Consider the following 22,674-nt stretch of genomic DNA (forward strand, 5'->3'; position numbering starts at 1 on the left):
CCCTCGGGTTTTCATGCGGCCTTTTTGTTTTGTGCTTGCGGGAAGCGGAGCTGATCCACGACACTGTCTGACCTGCGTGAAGCAATTATTTCGTTGTGGAGGCTGCCGTCATGGCCCACGAACTCTATACCCGTACCAACCAGAAGATTTACTTCGCCGGCTTGTCGCTGGAAGCGCTCGCCAGAGCCGAAGAGGGGCGGGCGATGAACTCCCTGGCGCTGATCCAGGCCGGACGCGAGTCGGCCCTGTTTCATTTGTACGGTGCGCTGCTGGGGCTGTGCCATGAAATCGCCGGTTTCTATCGCTTGCCTCAGGCCAATGCGCCTCGGGCCGAGTTGTTGCTGACGCGCGAAGTGCTTGAAGCTATCGCGATTCCGGAAATGGCCGAGATGGTCGAGTTGGCCAATAATTCGGAAACCTGGCTGGCCAAACTGCTTGCGGCCCACGCTGCGCTGTTTCAGCCGCCACGGGCGCCGCACAAGCCTAAGGGTGACGTGACGCAGCCGCTGATCCTGGCCGTTAACCTGGATGAAGAAGAGGCTCCTCAAGAGCTGAGCCGGGAAGAGCTGGAGAGCTGGCGTCAGAACCTCAAGGGGCTGGCGATTCGGTTTCGCGAAGGTTTGAACGAGTGTTGAGGGAAGGATGACCCGATGGGTTGTCCGCTCAGGGATGAGTGCTAGCAGATATTTCTTCGCAATGACATCCGGTCAAGTTACCGAGCGAAGCCTGGCCGATGCCTATATAATCCCCGCCTTTCGTGGAGAACAGACCTTTATGCCAACGTCCTTTCTAGAAATCGTCGAGTTACCAGACGGCCGTATTGAGCTGCGCAGGGCTGAGGACGAGGGTTCTCTGGTTACTTTGGATTTCTCCGAGGATGCCAAAGCGTTCCTGCAGGGCCAGCACGTGGAAGTCGCCAAGGCGATGTTGAGCGTCGGCGTTCAGATGGCCGGACGCTTGGTCGAAGGCGATTTCAATACGGACGAGGCGTCTCGGGTTCTTCATTGATCCCGCCCGTCGGTTTTTTGCTGATATCGCTACAGGTTGGCTTCTCTTTCCTTGGAGAAGCCCCGCGCTGTTCAGCGCGCGCATTGTTTGTCAGTTAACCCAATCGAATATTCAGGCTTTGTGCGTCCCCGATCCGGGCGGCGCTGATCAACTGTTGCCGTGAGGTTGTGCTCAATGGGTTGAGCCAACTGACTACCGTGTGACTACGGCCCAGGCGCAAGGCCTCGCAGGTCAACTGCTGAGCGCTCTGAGTGCCGCGCGGTTGCAGCAGCAGGATGCGTTCGCGGTTAAGGCCGGCGTCCCGCAACCAGGCCTGGGTCAGGCTGGCGGGCGGCGCGATCAGCGTCAGCCAGCGCGCGTCCTGGTCCTGACTCAATTCCCTGAGAATCGGCGCAAGAAGGTTCAGGCAGTTCCCGGCTGCACCACGCAGCGACAGCTCACTGAAGACTTCGGGCTCGGTGCTCCAGGGGGACTCGACCACGTCTTTCAGGATCGGCGCCAATGGCTGCACCATGAAAGCCTCGAACAACGGCAGTTGGGCTTGCTGTGATGTGTGTGGGAACTGCATAAAGCCTCCTTTAGCGGCGAATGACGCCGACACTCAAGCCTTCGATCACCAGTTCCTGATCTTTCAGGTTCACTTCGATAGGGGCGAATTCAGGGTTTTCGGCAATCAGCCAGACTTTGCTACCATCGCGCTTGAAACGCTTGACGGTCACTTCGTCGCCGATCCGCGCTACTACGATCTGGCCGTTGCGGGCTTCGCGGGTGGTGTGCACTGCCAGCAGGTCACCGTCGAAAATGCCCACATCCTTCATGCTCATGCCATGAACCCGCAGTAGATAGTCGGCGCGAGGATGGAAGAACGACGGGTTGATGTTGCAGGACTCTTCGATGTGCTGCTGGGCGAGGATCGGAGCGCCGGCAGCCACTCGGCCAATGATCGGCAGGGTGGATTCGTCGGCCTTGGCTTCGAAGCCGGGAATGCGAATGCCACGGGAAGCGCCAGGCGTCATCTCGATCGCACCCTTGCGGGCCAGCGCCTTGAGGTGTTCTTCCGCAGCGTTGGGCGACTTGAACCCCAATTCCTGAGCGATTTCCGCGCGGGTGGGCGGATAGCCGTTGTCTTCGAGGCAGCGTTTGATGAAGGCCAGAATCTCTGCTTGGCGTGGCGTCAGCTTTAGCATATTGATCGCTCTGTCTTTTTATACAGTGACTGGGATTATATACAGTGAAACGGTCTTGGCAATGCTCCTTTTTTTGCCGGCCGCCAGACGGTCGATGAGCCTGCTGATTCAAGCTAGGGAGTTGTATGGTTAAATAGGTGACCGACCATTCCCAAAACGAACCGTCAGGCTTGACAAGGCCTGGGCTGAAACGTATGTTTCAAACAAGTGTTTGTCAGGCGGAGTAGCCATGGCCCAGTCGGAAACCGTTGAACGCATTCTTGATGCTGCCGAGCAATTGTTCGCGGAAAAAGGTTTTGCTGAAACCTCATTGCGTCTGATCACCAGCAAGGCCGGTGTCAATCTGGCGGCGGTGAACTATCACTTCGGTTCGAAGAAAGCGCTGATCCAGGCAGTTTTCTCGCGCTTTCTCGGGCCGTTCTGCTTAAGCCTTGATAAAGAGCTGGAGCGGCGTCAAGCCAAGCCGGAGAACAAACCGACGCTTGAAGAGCTGCTGGAAATCCTCGTCGAGCAAGCCCTGGTGGTGCAACCACGCAGCGGCAACGACCTGTCGATTTTCATGCGATTGCTGGGTCTGGCTTTCAGTCAGAGCCAAGGACACTTGCGACGTTATCTGGAAGACATGTACGGCAAGGTGTTCCGCCGCTACATGATGTTGGTCAACGAAGCTGCACCGCGTATTCCGCCGATCGAGCTGTTCTGGCGCGTGCACTTCATGCTCGGCGCCGCTGCGTTCAGCATGTCCGGCATCAAGGCCTTGCGCGCGATTGCCGAGACCGACTTCGGTGTGAACACCTCGATCGAGCAAGTCATGCGTCTGATGGTGCCGTTCCTGGCAGCGGGCATGCGCGCCGAAACCGGCGTGACCGATACGGCCATGGCCACCGCGCAGTTGCGTCCACGCAGCAAATCAACCCCGGTTGCCGCCAAGGTTTAACCGTGCACGGGTGGGCGCGGCAGCTGACATCCGCTAAGCTAGCCGCCCATGCCGACTCTCGTTCTGAACCCGCTCCCCATTTGTATCGCCGACCTGCCGGGCATTGCCCATGGCGGCGATTGCGTGCGAGCCGGGTTTATCGTTATCAAGGAATCTCTATGACTGCTGGCCTGCAAGGCTCGTTGATGGTGGACGTCGCCGGTACCTGGCTGACGGCTGAAGATCGCCAATTGTTGCGCCAACCCGAAGTGGGCGGCCTGATCATTTTCGCCCGCAATATCGAACACCCGCGCCAGGTGCGCGAGTTGAGCGCCTCAATCCGCGCCATTCGCCCCGATCTGCTGCTGGCAGTCGACCAGGAAGGCGGCCGGGTTCAGCGTTTGCGTCAGGGCTTCGTGCGACTGCCAGCCATGCGCGCCATCGCTGACAACCCGAATGCCGAGTACCTCGCCGAACAGTGCGGCTGGATCATGGCGACTGAAGTGCTGGCCGTCGGCCTCGATCTGAGCTTCGCTCCGGTGCTGGACCTCGACTTCCAGCGCAGCGCCGTGGTCGGCACCCGTTCATTTGAAGGTGATCCCGAGCGTGCAGCGTTGCTGGCGGGTGCATTTATCCGTGGCATGAACAGCGCCGGCATGGCCGCCACCGGCAAGCACTTTCCCGGTCACGGCTGGGCCGAGGCCGATTCCCACGTTGCGATCCCTGTTGATGAGCGCAGCCTCGACGAAATCCGCGCCAATGACCTGGTGCCGTTCGCCCGACTGAGCAAGCAATTGGCCGCGGTCATGCCGGCCCACGTGATCTATCCGCAAGTCGATGCCCAACCCGCCGGCTTCTCCCGTCGCTGGTTGCAGGACATCCTGCGTGGCGAGCTGCAATTCGACGGTGTGATCTTCAGCGATGACCTGTCCATGGCCGGCGCCCACGTGGTCGGCGATGCTGCCAGCCGTATCGAAGCGGCGCTGACTGCCGGTTGCGACATGGGCCTGGTGTGCAACGATCGCGCGGCCGCTGAATTGGCACTGAGCGCCGCCCAGCGTCTGAAGGTCAAGCCGTCCGAGCGCATCGCGCGGATGCGCGGTCAGTCGTACGCCAACATCGAATACCGCCAGAACCCGCGCTGGCTCGCAGCGGTTGGGGCGCTCAAAGAAGCTCAACTGATAGATTGAGGACTTTTCGTTATGACGGTTTACGCGATTATCGGCGGCACCGGCCTGACTCAACTCGAAGGCCTGAGCATTCGTCAGTCACTGGCGGTGGACACGCCGTACGGCGCGCCTTCGGCTGAAGTGCAGATCGGCGAGTACGCCGGCAAGGAAGTGCTGTTTCTTGCGCGCCACGGTCATCCTCACCGTTTTCCCCCGCATCAGGTGAACTACCGCGCCAACCTCTGGGCGCTGAAACAGGCTGGCGCCGAAGCGATTCTCGCGGTCAACGCCGTGGGTGGGATTCATGCCGTGATGGACACCGGATATTTCTGCGTACCGCATCAATTGATCGACTACACCAGTGGTCGCGAACACACCTATTTCGCCGATAATCTCGAACAAGTTACCCACATCGATTTCAGCTATCCCTACAGCGAAGCCCTGCGTCAGCAGCTAATCGCGGCATTGGCGGCTGAAGGCGTTGGTTTTGCCAGTCAAGGCGTGTACGCCTGCACTCAAGGGCCACGGCTGGAAACTGTCGCTGAAATCGCCAGACTGGAGCGCGACGGATGCGACATCGTCGGCATGACCGGGATGCCGGAGGCGGCATTGGCTCGTGAGCTGGAACTGGATTACGCCTGTCTGGCGCTGGTAGTAAACCCGGCGGCGGGCAAGTCGACGGCAGTGATTACCATGGCCGAGATCGAGCAAGCGCTGCATGACGGGATGGGCAAGGTGAAGTCGACGTTGGCTCGGGTGCTTAAAGGTTGATCAATCGTTAAACCGAGTTGACCCTTTCGCGAGCAGGCTCGCTCCCACAGGTACAGTGATAACCCTGTGGGAGCGAGCTTGTTCCGGGCGGCGTTCCGACGATGGCGATTTAATAATCGCCGCTATTTTTCCAACTTGTCCGGCAGCGGCGCAAACAACGCTTCAATATCATCACTCTGCAGCTTCCAGTCCCCGGTCTTGCGTCCATCCAGCACACCAGCCGCCAAGTCGGATTTTTCCTTCTGCAGATGCTGAATCTTCTCTTCCACCGTGCCCCTGGCAATCATCTTGTAGACGAACACCGGCTTCTCCTGACCAATGCGGTACGCCCGGTCAGTCGCCTGATTTTCCGTCGCCGGGTTCCACCACGGATCGTAGTGAATCACCGTGTCGGCTTCAGTCAGGTTCAGGCCGACACCACCCGCCTTCAGGCTGATCAGAAAGATCTGACGCTTGCCGCTCTGGAAGTCTTTTACCGGCGCGCGCCGGTCGCGGGTCTGCCCGGTCAGCAGCGCATAATCGACTCCACGTTTTTTCAGCTCATCTTCAATCAACGACAGCATCGAAGTGAACTGCGAGAACAGCAGAATCCGCCGACCTTCATCGAACAATTCCTCAAGCATTTCCATCAGGCTGTCGAGCTTGCCCGACGTGCTGCCGCGAGTGGGCAGGGTGGCATCGTTGACCAGGCGCAAATCGCAGCAGACCTGACGCAGCTTCAGCAGCGCCTCAAGAATGATGATCTGGCTGCGCGCCACGCCCTTGCGGGTGATCTCGTCGCGGACTTTCTTGTCCATCGCCAGGCGCATGGTTTCGTACACGTCGCGCTGGGCTTCGTTGAGCTCGACCCAATGGATGATTTCGGTTTTCGGCGGCAACTCGGTCGCCACTTGTTCCTTGGTTCGACGCAGCAGGAACGGTTTTATCCGGCCGTTGAGGTGCTGAAGTCGTACTTCGCTGGCGCGCTTTTCGATCGGCACGCGGTAATCGCGGTTGAAGCTTTTCACGTCACCCAGCCAGCCGGGCAGCAGGAAGTGAAACAGCGACCACAGTTCTCCCAGGTGGTTTTCCAGCGGCGTGCCGCTCAGGCACAGACGCTGACGGGCATTCAGCTCGCGGGCAGCGTGGGCGGCCTTGCTGTTGGGGTTCTTGATGTATTGCGCCTCGTCCAGAACCAACACGTGAAAAGGCTGCGCCGCCAGACGTTCGACGTCCTTGGGCAGCAGCGCATAGGTGGTCAGGATCAGGTCGTAATCGGCCAGCGTGTCGAAATGCTTTTTGCGACTGGCGCCGTACAGCGCCAGCACGTTGAGTTGCGGTGTGAAGTGCGCTGCTTCATCCAGCCAGTTGGGGATCAGGCTGGTGGGCATCACCACCATGCACGGCCGATCGAGGCGTCCGGCATTCTTTTCACTGAGAATGTGCGCCAGGGTCTGTAGGGTTTTGCCCAGACCCATGTCGTCCGCGAGAATCCCGCCGACTTCCAGTTGTCGCAACGACTGCATCCAGCTCAAGCCTTCCAGCTGATAGGGGCGCAAGGTCGCGTTCAGACCTTCCGGTGCGGTCGCGGTGAAGTCCTTGATGTCCCGCAGCCGCTGGGCAAAGGTGCGAATTTGCTCTCCGCCCTCCCAAAGCAACGGCAGGTCTTCCAGCGGATTCAGTCGCGTGGCATCGGCTTTGCTCAGGCGTAGCGTGGTTTCGCCGGGCCCTTGCAGGTAGAACTCGCCGAGGGTCGCCAGTACCGGTTTTAATCGGCCGAAGGGCAGGGCGACTTGCAACGGGCCGTACTCGGAGTTCGGGCGATTGGGAATGTTCACCAGGATCAACTCGTCGTCGCGACGTCGGGCCAGTCGCTCCGGGTTGAGGATTTCGGTGTGAGAGCGCATCAGGTTGAGCAGGATCGGTAGCAGACTCAGCCGCTCGCCGTTGACGATGATCCCCAGTTCCAGATCGAACCAGTCACGCTCCGGCGCTTGTTCGACGGTGGCGTACCAATCGTCCACGGCAGTCAGGTCGAAACCGAAATCTTCGTCGATCTGCAACTCCCAACCCTGAGTGCGCAGCTTCGGCAGTTCATTGAGAGTGAAGGTCAGCCAGGCACTGTCGTTGACCATCTCGAAAAGTTCGCCAGCACTTTCCGGCAAGGCTTTGCTTTGCCGGGTGGCGACCTTGAAGCCGAGGATTCGCAGCTGTTCCCTGTAGGTCTGTTCGACTTCCGGGTGGCGTTTTATCCGTAACGTTTGCGTCTCCTGACGAATCAGGATGTCAGCGTTCTTCTGCCCGGAAACGTATTCATCCAGATAGCTGAAAGACAGCGCCGCGCGATGCTGAATATAACGCTGCATCTTGCCGTTGCGCGGTTCGAAAGCGCTGAACTCGATGCTCGCCAGCCACAGGCGCGGCACCGGTTGCACGTTATCCACCAGCACTTGCGGCGGCGCCTTCGGGCTGCGGTTTTCCAGTACGGCTTGAAGTTTCTCGAGTAGCTCGGCGTCTTGCGCGGCGGCTGGATAGGCCAGGGTTTCTTGAACTTTCAGCAGCACCGCCGCGCAGTGTTTGCAGTTGCTGTGGACCGGGCAGGTGCAGGTGGCGTCAATCATCAGCAACGTGGCTTTGGCTGACTCGCGCAGGCGAATGGTCTGACGGTAAACGTTACCGCCAGAGCCCTCGCAGGCGGCAATGATCGTTGCGTCGCCAGCCTCGACGATCCTGACGCGGTTCTCCAAAGCGTAGCGACGGCCGCGCTCCAGGCTCTGTTCCTTGAATCGGCTGACCCAGGAAGGTGCCAGGGGTTTGCTCAGGGTCGCTGACATAAGGACTCAATCAGTCCGGAATTTCATCGGGGACTGGCCGAGGCGCAGGGGAAGTCAGCGAGGTGATCTTGATCAACATGCCCAAGTGGCCGTTGTCGAGGAAGTTCAGCTGGCCGTTCTTGGTGTGGCTATCCTGGTTCATGCGTTCGCTGGCGGTGACCATGCCGTTGGCGTCGATCTGGTTGACCCAGAAGTCTGCATCCACATCGGTGAATCGTCCCAGTTTCATGCTCAGCGTGCCCTCGATCGGGAACTGGCCGAACTGTTCTTTGCCCTCGCTGATCGCAACTTTGCTGGCTTCTTCGCCAAGGTTCTGTTGCCAGGCTTTGTGCAGCAACACTGTGTATTCATTGCTGGCGGTGAGTTTTTCCACTTCAGCATTGAGGCTCGGTGTGCGCAGGCTGTCGGGGTTGATGGGCTGGGCTCCGGCAGCCCAGTCTTCCGGCGCGGCGCGGCTGACGATAGCGGGCACGGCGTTTTGGCGGACCAGAATCATTTCTATCTGGTACAGGTCATCGGCAAACGTCGTCGGCGCAACGAGGGTCATCAACAGGATCAGTGAGCGAAACAGGCGCATGCGGCGTCCTTCAAGCAGTTTTCGGAATGAGGTGCTCAAACAGCGCCTCTACAGTATTAAAGCGCTCTTCCGGGCGCTCCATTGGCACCTGGAATTTAAACATCGTGGCGCCTTCGAATTTGTAGCGTTTGGGCTGGCTCTGGATCAGTTTGATCAGCGTCAGCGGGTCGACCGGGGTTTGCGTCGCGAACTCGATTCGGCCACCTTGCGGGCCGCCGTCGACTTTCTTGATGCCCAGTAGCTCGGCCTGCAATTTCAGCGCGGTAATGCGCATCAGGTTCTTGGTCGGTTCCGGCAACAGCCCGAAACGATCGATCATCTCCACCTGCAAGTCCTTGAGGCCTTCCTCGTCGGTGGCCGAGGCAATGCGTTTGTAGAGAATCAGTCGGGCATGCACGTCCGGCAGATAGTCCTCGGGAATCAACGCCGGTACTCGCAGATTGACTTCCGGACCACCGCCGAGCGGTTGATCGAGGTTCGGTTGTTCGCCCTTGCGGATCGACTTCACCGCGCGTTCGAGCATTTCCATGTACAGCGTGAAACCGACGGCCTGGATCTGCCCGCTCTGCCCGTCGCCGAGCAATTCGCCGGCGCCACGGATTTCCAGGTCGTTGGTGGCGAGCACGAAGCCCGCACCGAGGTCCTGGGTATTGGCGATCGCTTCCAGACGTTTTTCGGCGTCAGGCGTGATTTGCTGACGCGGGGGCGTCAGCAAATAAGCGTAAGCCTGGTGGTGACTGCGACCGACCCGGCCGCGCAACTGGTGCAGCTGCGCCAGGCCGAACTTGTCGGCACGCTCGATAATGATGGTGTTGGCGCTCGGCACGTCAATGCCGGTCTCGATGATGGTCGAGGCGATCAGCACGTTGAAGCGCTTGTGGTAGAAGTCGCTCATCACTTGTTCGAGATCACGTTCGCGCATCTGCCCGTGGCCGATACCGATCCGTGCTTCCGGCACCAGTTCGGCGAGGTCGGCGGCGCATTTCTCGATGGTCTTCACGTCGTTGTGCAGGTAATAGACCTGACCGCCACGCAACAGCTCACGGAGCAAGGCCTCTTTGACCGTACTCTTGTTCTGCTCCATGACGAACGTCCGTACCGACAGGCGACGGGCCGGCGGCGTGGCGATGATCGACAGATCGCGCATGCCCGACACCGCCATGTTCAACGTTCGCGGAATCGGCGTGGCGGTCAGGGTGAGGATGTCGACTTCACTGCGCAGGGCCTTGAGCTGTTCCTTCTGACGGACACCGAAACGGTGCTCTTCGTCGATGATCACCAGCCCCAGGTTTTTGATTTTCACGTCGTCCTGCAGCAGCTTGTGCGTGCCGATGACGATGTCGATCTTGCCTTCGGCGAGGTCCGCGACCGCGGCGTTGACTTCCTTGGTCGATTTGAAGCGGCTCATCACTTCCACGCTCACCGGCCAATCGGCGAAGCGGTCGCGGAAGCTGTTGTAATGCTGCTGGGCGAGCAGGGTGGTCGGCACCAGAATCGCCACTTGACGACCGCCGTGCACCGCGATGAACGCTGCGCGCATCGCCACTTCGGTCTTGCCGAAACCGACGTCGCCGCAGACCAGACGATCCATTGGTTTCGGTGCGAGCATGTCGGTGCGCACCGCTTCGATGGTGGTTTGTTGGTCCGGAGTTTCTTCGAACGGGAAGCCGGCGCTGAAGGTCGCGTAATCGGCTTTCGGGTCGGCGAACGCATGACCTTCGCGAGCGGCGCGGCGGGCATAGATGTCGAGCAGCTCGGCGGCCACGTCGCGCACCTGTTCGGCGGCTTTGCGTTTGGCTTTCTGCCAGGTCTCGGAGCCCAGACGGTGCAGCGGGGCCAGGGCATCGTCGCTGCCGGTATAGCGCGCGATCAAATGCAGGTTGGCCACCGGCACGTAAAGCTTGGCGTTTTCGGCGTATTCGAGGGTCAGGAATTCGGCGGCCTGACTATCGATTTCCAGAATCGTCAGCCCGAGATAGCGACCGACGCCGTGATCGATGTGCACCACCGGCGCGCCTTCGCGCAGCTCGGTGAGGTTCTTGATGACGGCATCGTTGTTGGCATCGGCGCGTTTCTCGCGGCGACGGCGCTGCATCACGCGCTGACCGAACAGCGGGCTTTCAGCGACCAGTGCCAGGGCTGGATCGTCAAGCACCAGGCCTTCGTCGAGCGGCGCGATAGTGATCGCCAGGCGATCCTTGCTCGCGACGAAGTCCGGCCAGCTGTCGACGGTTTTCGGTCGCAGCTTCAGGCGTTCGAGCAATTCCAGCAACACTTCACGACGGCCCGCGGACTCGGCGGTAAACAGCACGCGACCGGGAAACTCGTCGAGGAAACCGGCCAGCGCCGCCAACGGCTGGGTGGCCTTGGCTTCGATGGCCAGGTTCGGCAGCTCCCGAGCGGGGAAGCGCTCGCGGCCAACGCCGGTTTCCACGTCCTGTTGACTGGCAACCACGCGCGGCCAGTTTTTCAGCCGAGCGAAGCAATCTTCCACTGGCAGGAACAACTCGGCCGGCGGTAATAAAGGACGGGCCGGATCGACGCGACGCTCTTCATAACGATTGCGAACGTCGTTCCAGAAGTTTTCCGCCGCCTGCTCGATGCCGGGCAGGGAAAACACTTGCGTGTCCTGGGGCAGGTAATCGAACAGTGTGGAGGTTTCATCGAAGAACAGCGGCAGGTAGTACTCGATACCGGCCGGGGTAATCCCGCTGCTCAAGTCCTGGAAGATCGGGCAGCGACGGAAGTCGACATCGAAACGCTCGCGGAAGCGCGCCTTGAAGCGGGTGACCGCATCCTTTTGCAGCGGAAACTCTCTCGCTGGCAGGAGGCGAACCGTTTCAACCTTGTCGATGGAGCGCTGGTTTTCCGGATCGAAGGTACGAAGGGTCTCGATTTCGTCGTCGAACAGGTCGATGCGGAAAGGCAGTTTGCTGCCCATCGGGAACAGGTCGATCAACGAGCCGCGCACGGTAAATTCGCCATGCTCATAGACGGTGTCGACGTAGCGATAGCCGCTGGCCTCAAGCCGGGTGCGCATTTGCTCGACATCGAGCTTCTGGCCGATGTCCAGCACCAGGCTGCTGCCGAGCAGGAATTTGGTCGGCGCCAGGCGATGCAGGGCCGTCGTGATCGGCACGACCAAAACGCCATGACTCAGCTCCGGCAATCGATACAACGCGGAGATTCGCTGGGAAATAATGTCCTGGTGCGGCGAAAACAGATCGTAGGGCAACGTTTCCCAGTCCGGGAAATGCAGCACTGGCAAATCCGGGGCGAAGAAACTCAGCTCCTGTTCCAGCCGTTCGGCACTTTGGCTGTCGGCAGTCAGCAGCAGGGTGAAGCGCTTGGCAGCGCTGGCGGCCTCGGCAATGGCCAGGCTCAGGGCGGCACCGGGCAGGTTGCCCCAGTGCTGTTTACCTGCCGCGGCAGGGAGAAGCGGTAGACGCAGAACGGGCACGGAAGGTTGAGCTCCAAGCGTTGCGACAAAGTCGGTAATTGTAGCGGTCCCGGGTGCCGCCTGTCAGTTGCAGATGTGTCTATTACGCAGGTTGGGCGAAATGTAGTGGTAAAGACAAAATCGGCCCGTTTTTTAGTAAAAAAGACTGAATATGTAGTGGCAAAACGACTGAGTGTTACGGAGGGTTACAGACAAGACAGCGTTGTCTCCCAAAAAATGACTGCGCTGCAGGCCACGGTTTTATTGGGCTTGAGCCGTGCGTCATTTTTTTGAAGCGGATTTTGTTACTGGTCGCGCGACAGGCGCGCATTGCTACGGGAGGCACTCGGCGGCATAATGTAGCCCCTTTTTTCTGCCCCTACATGTGGAAGGTTCCCGTGACTCAGAAGCCCGACCAGTGTCTTGGTGAATGGATCGACCGTGAAGCACTCGCAGAAGCGATGATTCCGCTTATCGGTCAGCTCTACCGCAATAACAACGTGGTGAGCTCGATCTATGGCCGCAGTCTGATCAACCAGTCTGTCATCGCGATTCTCAAAGCTCACCGCTTTGCTCGCCATCGCCAGTCCGATGACAGCGAATTGTCCGTCCACGAAACATTCCCGCTGCTCAAGGCAATGAGCGAGCTCAAGCTCGGCGCTGCTTCGGTAGACCTGGGCAAGCTTGCAGTTAAGTTCAAGGCTGAAGGCAATGGCCGCACTGCCGAGCAGTTCGTCCGTGAAGAACTGGCTGACGTCGTTGGTCAGCAAAATGTTTCCGCCCGCAAAGGCACCGATGTTGTTCTGTACGGCTTCGGTCGTATCGGCCGTCTGCTGGCGCGCATCCTGATCGAGAAAACCGGTGGTGGCGACGGCCTGCGTCTGCGCGCCATCGTTGTCCGCAAGGGCGCCGAAAACGATCTGGTCAAACGCGCCAGCCTGCTGCGCCGCGATTCGGTACACGGTTCGTTCAATGGCACCATCACCATTGATGAAGCCAACAACACCATCACCGCCAACGGCAACCTGATCCAGGTTATCTACGCGAAAAACCCGACTGAAGTGGACTACACCCAGTACGGCATCAAAAACGCGCTGCTGGTGGACAACACCGGTGTATGGCGTGACGCCGACGGTCTGGGCCAGCACCTGGCTTGCCCGGGTATCGATCGCGTTGTTCTGACCGCGCCTGGCAAAGGCAAGCTGAAGAACATCGTTCACGGCATCAACCACGGTGAAATCACCGCTGATGACAAGATCGTTTCCGCGGCTTCCTGCACCACCAACGCCATCGTGCCGGTGCTCAAAGCCGTCAACGACAAGTTCGGCATCATCAACGGTCACGTTGAAACGGTTCACTCGTACACCAACGACCAGAACCTGATCGACAACTTCCACAAAGGCGATCGTCGTGGCCGTAGCGCCGCGTTGAACATGGTGATCACCGAGACCGGTGCTGCCACCGCTGCTGCCAAGGCGCTGCCTGAACTGGCCGGCAAGCTGACCGGTAACGCGATCCGCGTTCCGACGCCTAACGTGTCGATGGCCATTCTCAACCTGAACCTTGAGAAAGCCGCCACCCGTGAAGAGATGAACGAGTACCTGCGCTACATGGCGCTGCACTCCGATCTGCATAAGCAAATCGACTACGTCAATTCGCAGGAAGTGGTTTCCACCGACTTCGTTGGTTCGCGCCACGCAGGCGTGGTGGACGCTGAAGCAACCATCAGCCAAGACAACCGCGTTGTTCTGTACGTTTGGTACGACAACGAATTCGGTTACAGCTGCCAGGTGGTTCGCGTGATGGAAGACATGGCCGGTGTAAACCCGCCTGCATTCCCGCGCTAAGCGTTAGCTGCACATGAGAACGCCCCGACTTTGGTCGGGGCGTTTTTGTTTGTGTGGTTTGTCAGGTAGAGATGTGGTGTTTGTGATGGCCTCATCGCGAGCAGGCTCACTCCCACATTTAACCGCGTCCGCCTGGACAACTCGATCAATGTGGGAGCGAGCTTGCTCGCGATGGCTATCTATCAGGCGCCGCCGCTAACGATTGCTGCCTGCGCCGTCCGCAGTTCATGTTTGTTACCCCGGAACAACACTAGCGTCGCGATCAACCCCAACACTGCCGCACCGCTGAGCCAGATCCCTGGAGCAGCCTTGTTATCCAGCACATGAATCAGGTACGTACACGCCGCCGGCGTAAACCCGCCGAAGGTCGCGGTTGCCAGGCTGTAGGCCAAAGAGAATCCAGTCGTACGAACTTCCACCGGCATTATCTCGGTCAGCGCCACGACCATAGCGCCGTTATACGAGCCATACAGGAACGACAGCCATAACTCGACGATCAGCAAGTGGCTGAAGCTCGGGTTTGCTACCAGCCATGACAGGGCAGGGTAGGCGGTGAGGATCGCCAGAATCGTCGCCGCCAGCAGTAAGGGTTTTCGTCCGATCCTGTCGGACACAGCACCCATGACCGGCAGCCAGAAGAAGTTCGACAGCCCAATGCACACCGTCACCAACAACGCGTCCAGGTCCGACAAATGCAGTTCGGCTTTGCCGAAGGTCGGGGTGTAAGCGGTGATCAGATAGAACGACACCGTGGTCATCACCACCAACGCCATGCCAGCGAGGACGATGCCGAAGTTCTGACCAATCGAGCGGACGATATCCCGCAGGGTAGGGCGATGTTTGCGCGCCTGGAATTCCGGGGTTTCTTCCAGCGAGCGTCGAATCACGAAGATCACCGGCACGATCATGCAGCCAATCAGGAACGGCACACGCCAGCCCCAATCACCCATTTGTTCCGGGCTCAGCCAGTGGTTCAAACCCACGCCGAGCAGGCCGGCGAATACCACCGCCGCTTGCTGACTGGCGGACTGCCAACTGACAAAGAAGCCTTTGCGGCCCGGGGTGGAAATCTCGGCGAGGTAGACCGACACACCACCCAGTTCCACGCCGGCCGAGAAACCTTGCAGCAGGCGACCGAACAGCACGATCAGCGGCGCCGCAACACCCAGCGTGGCGTAACCCGGCACGCAGGCAATCAGGACCGTGCCGGCGGCCATCATCGCCAGGGTGATGATCAGCCCTTTGCGTCGACCATGGCGGTCAATATAGGCGCCGAGGAAAATCGCCCCCAATGGGCGCATCAGGAAGCCGGCACCGAAGGTGGCCAGCGATAACATCAGGGAAGCGAAAGCGCTATCGGCAGGGAAGAAGGTTTTGGCAATGGCCGTGGCGTAAAAGCCGTAGACCATAAAGTCGAACATCTCGAGAAAGTTACCGCTGACAACGCGAAAAATCGCTTTGCCTTTGCTCGTATTGGAAGACATTTGTAGGTACTCACGCTGGTAAATCTTGTTTGAGACGCTGCACCTGTGGGAGCGAGCAGGCTCGCTCCCACGCGCTCTGAGGCCCATAATGGCGGGCGCGGTTTTGAGGGGGGATGAAGAATTGTTAACTGGACGGTGGAGTGGACTTGTGGTGCTGGCCGGCATTTTGGCCGGTTGTGGCAACGGCGACAGCCTGGAACGCTTCGACGGTCCGACCATGGGCAGTCGTTATTCCATTCAATACGTAAGACATTCCTCCACGCCCGGCCCGAAAGCGGTGCAGGCCGAAGTAGAAAATATCCTCGCCGAAGTGGATCGACAATTCTCGACCTATCGCAGCGACTCGGACATCGAACGCTTCAATGCACTGCCGGCCGGTCGCTGTCAGGTCATGCCTGGCCCTGTGCTCGAATTGATCCGTGTGGGCGAGCAATTGTCATCCCAAAGCGAAGGCTCCTACGACCTGACCGTGGAACCGCTGCTCAATCTCTGGGGATTTGGCCCGCAAGGCCGTGAGGAAAAAGTCCCGACTGCCGAAGCGCTCGCCGAAGTAAGGCAGCGCGTCGGTCACGCGCACCTGCGCATCGACGGCGATCAACTGTGCAAGGACGCCGCGGTCGAGGTCGACTTCAACAGCATCGCCGCCGGTTACGCGGTCGACACGATTGCCGCAAAACTCGAAGCAATGGGCATCCACAGCTACCTCGCCGAAGCCACCGGTGAACTCAAGGCCGCCGGCAAGAAACTCGATGGCTCACCGTGGCGCGTCGCCCTGGAAGAGCCCCGCGACGACCAGCAAGTAGCCGAGCGCATCATCGCCGTCGACGGCTACGGCGTTTCCACTTCCGGCGATTACCGCAACTATTTCGAGCAGGACGGTCGGCGTTATTCCCACACCTTCGATGCCCGCACCGGTGCGCCGGTCCTACACACCCTGGCGTCAGTCACAGTAATTCATCCTTCCGCGTTGATGGCCGATGGCTTATCGACGCTGTTGCTGATTCTGGGGCCTGAAAGGGGTTGGGACTATGCCCAAACGCATGACATCGGTGCATTCTTTGTGATTCGTGCCGATACGGGTTTCGTCACACGAACCAATCAGGCTTTTGAGCGACTGAGTGGCGGAAAAACCGAGTGACGACGGCGATTCAAGCAGCAAAGACTGGCGTTGTAGTGCAGGCAAAACTAGCCTACGACGCGACCAAGGGTTAATGTGCGCGGCGTTGACGCTTATATAGACTGTGTCCGGGTTCTGCACTGGCCCCAAATTGTTCCTTCACGCCGCAGATCGGCGTGATTTAGCCGCAGGTGCCGAGGGCGCCGCGGCCTGTTCTGAGGAGTATGCATGGCTGTCTACAACTACGACGTGGTGGTGCTGGGTTCCGGCCCGGCGGGAGAAGGCGCGGCAATGAACGCCGCCAAAGCAGGGCGCAAGGTGGCGATGGTCGATAGCCGTCGCCAGGTCGGCGGCAACTGCACCCACCTGGGCACCATCCCGTCCAAGGCACTGCGTCACTCGGTCCGGCAGATCATGCAGTTCAACACCAACCCGATGTTCCGGGCCATTGGTGAGCCACGCTGGTTCTCGTTCCCGGACGTATTGAAAAGCGCCGAAAAAGTCATCTCCAAACAAGTCGCATCGCGCACGGGCTACTACGCCCGTAACCGCGTCGACGTGTTCTTCGGCACCGGCAGCTTCGCTGACGAGCAAACCATTGAAGTGGTCTGCGCCAACGGCGTGGTCGAAAAACTGGTGGCCAAACACATCATCATCGCCACCGGCTCGCGCCCGTATCGTCCGGCGGACATCGATTTCCACCACCCGCGTATCTACGATAGCGACACCATCCTCAGCCTCGGCCACACCCCGCGCAAACTGATCGTTTACGGCGCCGGCGTGATCGGTTGCGAATACGCCTCGATCTTCAGCGGTCTGGGTGTGTTGGTTGAACTGGTGGATAACCGCGGTCAGTTGCTGAGCTTCCTCGACTCGGAAATTTCCCAGGCCCTGAGCTATCACTTCAGCAACAACAACATCACGGTTCGCCACAACGAAGACTACGACCGCGTCGAAGGCGTGGACAACGGCGTGATCCTGCACCTCAAGTCCGGCAAGAAGATCAAGGCCGACGCCTTGCTCTGGTGCAACGGTCGTACCGGTAACACCGATCAACTGGGTCTGGAAAACGTCGGCGTGAAGGTCAACAGCCGTGGCCAGATCGAAGTCGACGAGGCCTACCGTACCTGCAAGCCGAACATCTACGGCGCCGGTGACGTGATTGGTTGGCCGAGTCTGGCCAGTGCTGCTCACGACCAGGGTCGTTCGGCCGCTGGCAGCATCGTTGACAACAATAGCTGGCGCTTCGTCAACGACGTGCCGACCGGCATCTACACCATTCCGGAGATCAGCTCGATCGGCAAGAACGAGCAAGAGCTGACTCAGGCCAAGGTGCCGTACGAAGTGGGCAAGGCGTTCTTCAAGGGCATGGCGCGTGCACAGATCGCCGGCGAGCCTCAGGGCATGCTGAAGATTCTGTTCCACCGCGAAACCCTGGAAGTGCTGGGCGTTCACTGCTTCGGTTATCAGGCGTCGGAGATCGTTCACATCGGTCAGGCGATCATGAACCAGCCGGGTGAAATGAACACGCTGAAGTACTTCGTCAACACGACGTTCAACTACCCGACCATGGCCGAAGCCTATCGGGTAGCGGCGTACGATGGCCTCAACCGGCTTTTTTGAGCGGCTCCGGCCGGTGGCCTGAGCCGGCCGGGGAGACCGATTTCAGCAATTCTCGAGCGTGGCGCTGGCCAAACCGGGAAAGTCTGTAATCAGGCTGTCAACGCCGAAGTCGGCGAGTCTGCGCATTAGCGCGGGCTCGTTGACTGTCCATACCGACACATGCAGCCCCTGACGCTGCGCCTTCTGCAGGCGTTCCGGCGTACACAGGGTCCAGTTCAGCGCCAGAATCTCACAGCCATAGCTTTGCGCGACCTTCAATGGGTCGAGCCAGGCGTACTCGGCCACCAATCCGCGAGACACATCTGGCACGAAGTCCAGGGCGGCTTTCAATACTTCCCGCGAACTCGAGGTGATCGTGACCTTGTCGAGCAGGCCGAAACGCTGAGCCATTTCGCGAATCGCCAGCACGGTAGTCGCGGCGCGGGTGCGCGAAGCGCTTTTGACTTCCAGTTGCCAGTGCTCGAAATCGCATTTCTCGAACAGTTCTTCCAGTGTTGGAATCGGGCACGGTTTGATCCAGCCCGGGCCGCCAGTGCGCGCGTCGTAGGTCACCAACTCGGCCGCCGTGTGTTCGACGACTTTGCCGCGACGGTCGGTGGTGCGCTTGAGCGTCGGGTCGTGGATGACCATCAACTCGCCGTCCATGGACAGGTGCAGGTCCAGTTCGCAGCGGCGCACGCCGTGCTTGAGGCATTGCTGAAAACTGGTCAGCGTATTTTCCGGTGCTTCGCCCTTGGCGCCGCGATGGCCGTAGATGAGAGTCACGGTTCTTCCTTAAATTAAATGCCTGATTCGTTTTGTTCGCGGGCCAGACGTCGTTCCTGGGCCTGCTTCTGCAAAATGTAGCGAGCCAGCAATTGGCGCTGGGCATCGGTCGGGTATTCGAACTCGGTGCCAACGTCGTAGCCGTCGCCTTTGCGATCGCAATGGGTGACGCGAGCCCGCAACAAGAGTCCGAGGGCTTGCGGCATCAGCACCAGTTTGACCGACAGGTGCGCGCCCTCGGCAATGGGCGTCGGATGCTGAAATTCGATCCCGCCTTCGGAAATGATCACCGGCTGCGGCTCGCCGATCTGCCCGAGCACGGTGATTGCGATCACCTGGCTGAGCAAATCGATGCGTTTATTCTGGGATTTCAGGAACGCCGCGAGATTCCGGTCGCGCTCACTGATCTGGCGCAGCAGGTGCTGTGACTCGAATTCGCTCAGGTGCAGTTCGCTGAGCAAGTTGAACAGAGGGGAAGCATCCTGCAACACTTCCTGGCCTGCGGCTTCGGGAGCGGACAGGGGCCGAATTTCCAGTGCGATCGTGTCCTCGATACGGTAGTATTCGCGGCGATCTTCTTCATCTAATGTCGACATGGCGAACCCATGGTAGCGGCGGTGGTCTGAGTGTAAAGCTGGTTATCGACCCCCGCCACAAGGACGTTCCTTTTCCCTCCGAACAAGCCCCGACATGTTCAGACCTCTCTTCGTATTTATTGGCACGCGTTATACCCGTGCAAAGCGTCGCAATCATTTTGTGTCATTCATTTCCCTGACCTCGATGATCGGACTCGCCCTTGGCGTGGTCGTGATGATCGTGGTGCTGTCGGTCATGAACGGCTTCGATCATGAGATGCGCACCCGCGTGCTGGGCATGGTGCCCCACGCGACCATCGAGTCCGGTGAACCGATCAGCGACTGGAAAAGCCTGGCCGCCAAGGTCAAGCAGAACCCGCAGGTGACGGCCGTGGCGCCGTTTACCCAGATGCAGGGGTTGCTGACCAACAACGGCAAGGTGTCCAAAGTCCTGCTCAATGCCATCGACCCTGCGCTGGAACGGCAGGTCTCGATCATTGATAACTTCATGCAGCAGGGCAAACTCGATGACTTGGCGCCGGGCAGTTTCGGCATCGTCATCGGTGACAAGGCCGCGGCCAAGCTGGGTGCGGCGATTGGCGACAAACTGACGTTTGTGGCGCCGGAAGTCACCGTGACCCCGGCCGGGATGTTCCCTCGCATGAAACGCTTTACCGTGGTCGGCATCTTCCATGTCGGTGCCGGTGAGCTGGACGGCTATCTGGGTATCACCAATCTGCAGGATCTGGCCAAGCTGCATCGCTGGAAACCGGATCAGGTCCAGGGCATCCGCCTGAAGTTCGACGACCTGTTCCAGGCGCCACGCGTGGCGTGGAGCATCGCCCAGCAACTCGGCGAAGACCATTTCTATGCCCGCGACTGGACGCGCACCCACGGCAATCTGTATCAGGCGATCCGCATGGAAAAAGCCATGATCGGCTTGCTGTTGCTGCTGATCGTCGCCGTTGCTGCATTCAACATTATTTCCACGCTGGTGATGGTGGTGAACGACAAGAAGGGCGACATCGCGATTCTGCGTACCCTTGGCGCCACGCCGGGTTCGATCATGGCGATCTTCATGGTGCAAGGCACCGTCATTGGTGTGGTCGGTACGTTGATCGGCGCCGTGGTCGGGATCTTCGCCGCGCTGAACGTCAGCGCCGCGATCTCGGCCCTCGAAGGGTTGATCGGGCACAAATTCCTCAACGCCGACGTGTACTTCATCGATTACCTGCCGTCGCAAGTGCAGAGCCAGGATGTGTTGATGGTCTGCGCCGCCGCGTTGGTCCTGAGTTTCCTCGCCACCCTGTATCCAGCCTGGCGTGCCGCGCGCACCCAGCCTGCGGAGGCGCTACGTTATGAGTGAGTTGGGCATGAGTGATAAAGCAATCTTGAGCTGCCGCAACCTGGGCAAATCCTACGAGGAAGGCCCGGAGTCGGTAGAGGTTCTGGCCGGTCTGCAACTGGAGCTGCATCCGGGTGAGCGTGTGGCGATTGTCGGTACGTCGGGCTCGGGCAAAAGTACCTTGCTCAACCTGCTGGGCGGCCTCGATACACCGACCAAGGGCAGCGTCTGGCTGGCCGGTGAAGAGCTGTCGGCGCTGAACGAAAAAGCTCGCGGTTTGCTGCGCAATCGGTCGCTGGGTTTCGTTTACCAGTTCCACCACTTGCTGCCTGAGTTCACCGCGCTGGAAAACGTCTGCATGCCGCTGCTGATCGGCAAGACGGCTATCCCGGAAGCGCGTCAGCGTGCGACGGCATTGCTGGAGCGGGTAGGGCTGGGTCATCGCCTGGAACACAAACCGGCCGAATTGTCCGGTGGTGAACGTCAGCGCGTGGCCATCGCCCGCGCTCTGGTGAACAAGCCGGGCCTGGTGATGCTCGACGAGCCGACCGGCAACCTCGACTCCCACACCGCCCAGGGCATTCAGGATTTGATGCTGGAACTCAGTACCTCGATGCGCACGGCGTTCCTGGTGGTGACTCACGACATGAACCTGGCTCGCCAGATGGATCGCGTCCTGCATTTGCAGGAAGGTTACCTGACGCCCATCTGATTGACCGAAACCCGACGTACTGAACAGTACGTCGGGTCTTTTATTTTTATACGGTGCCCAGCGAATGTTCAGACCGTTATCGATCTTTATCGGCGCGCGCTATACCCGCGCCAAGCGCCGCAATCGCTTTGTTTCCTTCATCTCGATGACCTCGATGATCGGCCTCGCCCTGGGCGTGCTGGCGATGATCGTGGTGCTGTCGGTCATGAACGGCTTCCAGCGCGAAATGAGCTCGCGCATCCTCGGCATGGTGCCTCACGCGACTATCGTCGGTGTCAATCCGATCGACGATTGGCAGCCTGTCGCTGCGGCGGCCATGAAGAATCCTGAAGTGACAGCCGCCGTACCGTTCACCGAGATGGAAGGCATGCTGTCCTACAAGGGGATGATGCAGCCGATCCAGGTCAGTGGCGTCGACCCAGCGCAGGAAGGCAAGGTGTCGATCGTTGCCCAGCACATCGTTCAGGGCCGTCTCGATGCCTTGAAGCCGGGTGAGTTCGGCGTGGTGATCGGCGAGATCACGGCACGCCGCTTCCGCTTGAACGTTGGCGACAAGATCACCCTGATCGTGCCGGAAGTCAGCACTGCACCGGGCGGCATCACCCCGCGCATGCAGCGCTTGAACGTGGTTGGCGTGTTCAAGGTTGGCGCCGAGCTGGACGGCTCCATGGCGCTGATCCACGTGGCCGATGCCGCGCAGATGCAGCATTGGGCGCCGAATCAGGTACAGAGCGTGCGCCTGGCGGTAAAGGATTTGTACGCTGCACCGAAGGTTTCCAGCGATATTGCTGGCGGGCTAGGCACCGCTTACAAGGCTGATGACTGGACTCACACTCAGGGCAGTCTGTTCAGTGCGATGAAAATGGAAAAAACCATGATCGGTCTGCTGCTGTTGATGATCGTCGCCGTGGCGGCGTTCAACATCATCGCAACCCTGATCATGGTGGTGAACGACAAGGGTGCGGACATCGCGATCCTGCGGACCATCGGCGCCACGCCGCGGCAGATCATGGCGATCTTCATGGTGCAGGGCACCGTGATCGGGGTTGTGGGTACGTTGATTGGTGGCGTGCTTGGCGTGATTGCGGCGCTGAACGTCAGTGAACTGGTGGGCTGGATGGAGCGGGTCAGTGGGCAGCACATCTTCAGTTCCGACGTGTACTTCGTCAGTAACCTGCCGTCCGAACTGCAGGGGGCGGATGTGCTGTTGATCTGCTCCGCCGGGTTCATTCTGAGCTTCCTCGCCACGGTTTACCCGGCATGGCGTGCGGCGAAAGTCGAGCCGGCTACCGCGTTGCGGTACTCGTAAGCCGTTACACCGCCTTC

The 22,674-nt window shown here is 59.6% G+C and carries 19 protein-coding genes; 11 read left to right on the forward strand and 8 right to left on the reverse strand.

Features of this window, described 5'->3' with window-relative positions:
• The first annotated feature begins 110 nt into the window (after nt 1-110).
• Together ACYZTZ_RS06845 and ACYZTZ_RS06850 are read left to right on the forward strand one after the other, a co-directional pair.
• Nucleotides 111-635, forward strand: coding sequence for a DUF6586 family protein (locus ACYZTZ_RS06845; RefSeq protein ID WP_046047843.1), 525 nt, complete (start codon nt 111-113; stop codon nt 633-635).
• Between the two features lie 139 nt (nt 636-774).
• Nucleotides 775-1,008 (forward strand): hypothetical protein, encoded by a 234-nt coding sequence (locus ACYZTZ_RS06850; RefSeq protein WP_008151412.1) that lies wholly within the window; start codon nt 775-777, stop codon nt 1,006-1,008.
• 94 nt (nt 1,009-1,102) lie between these two features.
• On the opposite strand, the gene sulA is transcribed toward ACYZTZ_RS06850, so the two are convergent.
• Nucleotides 1,103-1,576 (reverse strand): SOS-induced cell division inhibitor SulA, encoded by a 474-nt coding sequence (gene sulA / locus ACYZTZ_RS06855; protein ID WP_076030379.1) that lies wholly within the window; start codon nt 1,574-1,576, stop codon nt 1,103-1,105.
• 10 nt (nt 1,577-1,586) lie between these two features.
• Nucleotides 1,587-2,195, reverse strand: a complete 609-nt coding sequence (lexA, locus tag ACYZTZ_RS06860; protein ID WP_007933171.1) for a transcriptional repressor LexA — start codon at nt 2,193-2,195, stop codon at nt 1,587-1,589.
• A gap of 229 nt (nt 2,196-2,424) precedes the next feature.
• On the opposite strand from lexA, the gene ACYZTZ_RS06865 reads away from it, so the two are divergent.
• The 3 genes from ACYZTZ_RS06865 (at nt 2,425) to ACYZTZ_RS06875 (ending at nt 5,051) form a co-directional block, all read left to right on the forward strand.
• Nucleotides 2,425-3,132 carry a TetR/AcrR family transcriptional regulator gene (locus tag ACYZTZ_RS06865; RefSeq protein WP_007933170.1) on the forward strand — a complete coding sequence of 236 codons (708 nt, stop codon included), beginning with the start codon at nt 2,425-2,427 and terminating at the stop codon, nt 3,130-3,132.
• A gap of 170 nt (nt 3,133-3,302) precedes the next feature.
• A complete protein-coding gene (nagZ, locus tag ACYZTZ_RS06870; RefSeq protein WP_462000649.1) occupies nt 3,303-4,301 on the forward strand; it encodes a beta-N-acetylhexosaminidase in 999 nt (332 codons plus the stop codon).
• A 12-nt stretch (nt 4,302-4,313) separates the two neighbouring features.
• Nucleotides 4,314-5,051 carry an S-methyl-5'-thioinosine phosphorylase gene (locus ACYZTZ_RS06875; protein WP_461997617.1) on the forward strand — a complete coding sequence of 246 codons (738 nt, stop codon included), beginning with the start codon at nt 4,314-4,316 and terminating at the stop codon, nt 5,049-5,051.
• Between the two features lie 122 nt (nt 5,052-5,173).
• On the opposite strand, the gene ACYZTZ_RS06880 is transcribed toward ACYZTZ_RS06875, so the two are convergent.
• Genes ACYZTZ_RS06880 through mfd form a run of 3 tightly spaced genes read right to left on the reverse strand, consistent with a single transcriptional unit; the run spans nt 5,174 to nt 11,901 of the window.
• A complete protein-coding gene (locus ACYZTZ_RS06880; protein ID WP_461997618.1) occupies nt 5,174-7,864 on the reverse strand; it encodes a DEAD/DEAH box helicase in 2,691 nt (896 codons plus the stop codon).
• Nucleotides 7,865-7,874: 10 nt separating this feature from the next.
• Nucleotides 7,875-8,441 (reverse strand): CsiV family protein, encoded by a 567-nt coding sequence (locus tag ACYZTZ_RS06885; protein ID WP_461997619.1) that lies wholly within the window; start codon nt 8,439-8,441, stop codon nt 7,875-7,877.
• Nucleotides 8,442-8,451: 10 nt separating this feature from the next.
• On the reverse strand, nt 8,452-11,901 hold the full coding sequence (gene mfd / locus ACYZTZ_RS06890; protein ID WP_461997620.1) for a transcription-repair coupling factor: 3,450 nt from the start codon (nt 11,899-11,901) through the stop codon (nt 8,452-8,454).
• A 362-nt stretch (nt 11,902-12,263) separates the two neighbouring features.
• On the opposite strand from mfd, the gene ACYZTZ_RS06895 reads away from it, so the two are divergent.
• A complete protein-coding gene (locus ACYZTZ_RS06895) occupies nt 12,264-13,727 on the forward strand; it encodes a glyceraldehyde-3-phosphate dehydrogenase (protein ID WP_046047834.1) in 1,464 nt (487 codons plus the stop codon).
• Nucleotides 13,728-13,909: 182 nt separating this feature from the next.
• On the opposite strand, the gene tcuC is transcribed toward ACYZTZ_RS06895, so the two are convergent.
• Nucleotides 13,910-15,211 (reverse strand): tricarballylate/proton symporter TcuC, encoded by a 1,302-nt coding sequence (gene tcuC / locus ACYZTZ_RS06900; protein ID WP_461997621.1) that lies wholly within the window; start codon nt 15,209-15,211, stop codon nt 13,910-13,912.
• 88 nt (nt 15,212-15,299) lie between these two features.
• On the opposite strand from tcuC, the gene ACYZTZ_RS06905 reads away from it, so the two are divergent.
• Nucleotides 15,300-16,349, forward strand: coding sequence for an FAD:protein FMN transferase (locus ACYZTZ_RS06905; protein WP_461997622.1), 1,050 nt, complete (start codon nt 15,300-15,302; stop codon nt 16,347-16,349).
• 207 nt (nt 16,350-16,556) lie between these two features.
• On the forward strand, nt 16,557-17,951 hold the full coding sequence (gene sthA / locus ACYZTZ_RS06910; protein WP_046047831.1) for a Si-specific NAD(P)(+) transhydrogenase: 1,395 nt from the start codon (nt 16,557-16,559) through the stop codon (nt 17,949-17,951).
• A 42-nt stretch (nt 17,952-17,993) separates the two neighbouring features.
• Here sthA and ACYZTZ_RS06915 read toward each other — a convergent pair whose 3' ends face one another.
• Nucleotides 17,994-18,716 (reverse strand): glycerophosphodiester phosphodiesterase, encoded by a 723-nt coding sequence (locus tag ACYZTZ_RS06915; RefSeq protein ID WP_056744312.1) that lies wholly within the window; start codon nt 18,714-18,716, stop codon nt 17,994-17,996.
• 14 nt (nt 18,717-18,730) lie between these two features.
• Nucleotides 18,731-19,312 (reverse strand): PilZ domain-containing protein, encoded by a 582-nt coding sequence (locus ACYZTZ_RS06920; RefSeq protein WP_046047829.1) that lies wholly within the window; start codon nt 19,310-19,312, stop codon nt 18,731-18,733.
• A gap of 94 nt (nt 19,313-19,406) precedes the next feature.
• Between ACYZTZ_RS06920 and ACYZTZ_RS06925 the strand changes: the two genes are divergently transcribed.
• The 3 genes from ACYZTZ_RS06925 (at nt 19,407) to ACYZTZ_RS06935 (ending at nt 22,657) form a co-directional block, all read left to right on the forward strand.
• Nucleotides 19,407-20,657, forward strand: coding sequence for a lipoprotein-releasing ABC transporter permease subunit (locus ACYZTZ_RS06925; RefSeq protein WP_461997623.1), 1,251 nt, complete (start codon nt 19,407-19,409; stop codon nt 20,655-20,657).
• Nucleotides 20,658-20,664: 7 nt separating this feature from the next.
• Nucleotides 20,665-21,348, forward strand: coding sequence for a lipoprotein-releasing ABC transporter ATP-binding protein LolD (gene lolD, locus ACYZTZ_RS06930; protein ID WP_185753189.1), 684 nt, complete (start codon nt 20,665-20,667; stop codon nt 21,346-21,348).
• 64 nt (nt 21,349-21,412) lie between these two features.
• Entirely contained in the window at nt 21,413-22,657 is a 1,245-nt protein-coding gene (locus ACYZTZ_RS06935) for a lipoprotein-releasing ABC transporter permease subunit (protein ID WP_461997624.1), read from the forward strand.
• The last annotated feature ends 17 nt before the right edge of the window (nt 22,658-22,674 follow it).

This window comes from Pseudomonas sp. LB3P58 (genome assembly GCF_054897895.1).

What these genes read in the sequence shown, in the direction of transcription:
- ACYZTZ_RS06845 (WP_046047843.1), top strand. Translation starts at nt 111, where the DNA reads ATGGCCCACGAACTCTATACCCGTACCAACCAGAAGATTTACTTCGCC.
- ACYZTZ_RS06850 (WP_008151412.1), top strand. Translation starts at nt 775, where the DNA reads ATGCCAACGTCCTTTCTAGAAATCGTCGAGTTACCAGACGGCCGTATT.
- sulA (WP_076030379.1), bottom strand. Translation starts at nt 1,576, where the DNA reads ATGCAGTTCCCACACACATCACAGCAAGCCCAACTGCCGTTGTTCGAG.
- lexA (WP_007933171.1), bottom strand. Translation starts at nt 2,195, where the DNA reads ATGCTAAAGCTGACGCCACGCCAAGCAGAGATTCTGGCCTTCATCAAA.
- ACYZTZ_RS06865 (WP_007933170.1), top strand. Translation starts at nt 2,425, where the DNA reads ATGGCCCAGTCGGAAACCGTTGAACGCATTCTTGATGCTGCCGAGCAA.
- ACYZTZ_RS06875 (WP_461997617.1), top strand. Translation starts at nt 4,314, where the DNA reads ATGACGGTTTACGCGATTATCGGCGGCACCGGCCTGACTCAACTCGAA.
- ACYZTZ_RS06880 (WP_461997618.1), bottom strand. Translation starts at nt 7,864, where the DNA reads ATGTCAGCGACCCTGAGCAAACCCCTGGCACCTTCCTGGGTCAGCCGA.
- ACYZTZ_RS06885 (WP_461997619.1), bottom strand. Translation starts at nt 8,441, where the DNA reads ATGCGCCTGTTTCGCTCACTGATCCTGTTGATGACCCTCGTTGCGCCG.
- ACYZTZ_RS06895 (WP_046047834.1), top strand. Translation starts at nt 12,264, where the DNA reads ATGTGGAAGGTTCCCGTGACTCAGAAGCCCGACCAGTGTCTTGGTGAA.
- tcuC (WP_461997621.1), bottom strand. Translation starts at nt 15,211, where the DNA reads ATGTCTTCCAATACGAGCAAAGGCAAAGCGATTTTTCGCGTTGTCAGC.
- ACYZTZ_RS06905 (WP_461997622.1), top strand. Translation starts at nt 15,300, where the DNA reads ATGGCGGGCGCGGTTTTGAGGGGGGATGAAGAATTGTTAACTGGACGG.
- sthA (WP_046047831.1), top strand. Translation starts at nt 16,557, where the DNA reads ATGGCTGTCTACAACTACGACGTGGTGGTGCTGGGTTCCGGCCCGGCG.
- ACYZTZ_RS06920 (WP_046047829.1), bottom strand. Translation starts at nt 19,312, where the DNA reads ATGTCGACATTAGATGAAGAAGATCGCCGCGAATACTACCGTATCGAG.
- ACYZTZ_RS06925 (WP_461997623.1), top strand. Translation starts at nt 19,407, where the DNA reads ATGTTCAGACCTCTCTTCGTATTTATTGGCACGCGTTATACCCGTGCA.
- lolD (WP_185753189.1), top strand. Translation starts at nt 20,665, where the DNA reads ATGAGTGATAAAGCAATCTTGAGCTGCCGCAACCTGGGCAAATCCTAC.
- ACYZTZ_RS06935 (WP_461997624.1), top strand. Translation starts at nt 21,413, where the DNA reads ATGTTCAGACCGTTATCGATCTTTATCGGCGCGCGCTATACCCGCGCC.